This window comes from Frankia sp. CcWB2, from assembly GCF_977927585.1.
The window spans coordinates 1104-2205 of record NZ_CDWRCM010000168.1 but is presented as its reverse complement, the minus strand read 5'-3'; the positions used below and the strand labels follow the sequence as shown (position 1 = coordinate 2205).

The 1102-nt window shown below is 62.3% G+C and carries 1 protein-coding gene and 1 pseudogene; both read left to right on the top strand.

Features of this window, described 5'->3' with window-relative positions; genetic code table 11:
- Positions 1–185 (top strand): annotated as a pseudogene (locus tag ACY45C_RS16335) (hypothetical protein); the annotation flags it as partial.
- A 708-nt stretch (positions 186–893) separates the two neighbouring features.
- The coding region (locus ACY45C_RS16330) for a reverse transcriptase N-terminal domain-containing protein (protein ID WP_462188439.1) at positions 894–1102 on the top strand (209 nt) is incomplete at its 3' end.

Here is a 1102-nt window from a genome sequence, read left to right as displayed (position 1 = left end):
GGGTATTTGGTGAGGATCGTCCAATTACCAAGGGGCTGGTTGCGGTGACGAGCGCGGACCGGCACGACCCGGAGGTCGGGCAGTGGTGGAAGACTCTCGCGGAGGAAGGCAGCCCGGTCGATCTCAGGACCGACCAGCCGCACGCGGCCCGGATGTACGGTGCGACACGATGTTGCACGAGTTGAGTGAGCTGCACGATGGAGGTCCGGCCAATGGTCGGGTGCAGTTTCAGGTTTGTGCTTCGTGACCTGTCCCCAGTCTGACGTGCGTCGCGGGTAACTGCGGGGTGCGGAGCGCAGATGGTCAAACCCAAGGATTCCCGTTCCATCCGGGGGTTACAGGCGAAGGGGAAGATCGGCTGGGTGAACGCAAGTGAACCTCTGTTGATGCCTCGACAACGCGGGCGCCACCGATGGGTTGTACCAGGGGCGTTCAGGACTAGACCGCTGCAAAGGAGTCGAAATGAAATAACTTGCGCGTTTCGAACCCTCCACAGGCCTGTGACCTGCGATGATGCTCTCGATCACGTATTTGTTACTTCATTACGTCCCCCAAAGCGGCAGGCGGCGGCCACGGTACGTACCCGTGGTCGTGGAGCACCGCCGTCCCGGGGTATAGGGGGCACCCGACCCGATCGCATCTCAACCGTGTGGAACGTGGAAACCCCGACGGGGTCCGGACGGTGTTCCGGTAGGCCGACCGTGAGGAAGGCTTAACTCCCCAGCGGGACAGGATGGTCCAAGAAGCGAATGCCGTCAGCAGAAAGGCAACGGGAAACCGGGGCAGTAGGGTCGGCGCCTCCGCCGATCGCCCCGTATAACCGGGCGGATACCAGGCGACTGCCTGGGCTCGAAAGGGAGCTGACGTGGACCAGGTGAGCCTGCGAAAGGAGGATGGTGGAGACGCTGGAACCTCAGGGCAAGTTGGACACCAAAGAAGCCGATGAGGCTGCCGAGGTGAACGGACCTGAAGACGGAGTCGTGCAATGGGCGTCCATCGACTGGGCGGCTGAGCAGGAAAACGTACAGCGGCTTCGCCAGCGGATCTTCGCGGCGTCGCAGGCAGGGGACCTGAAAAGGGTCCGTAGTTTGCAGAAGCTGAT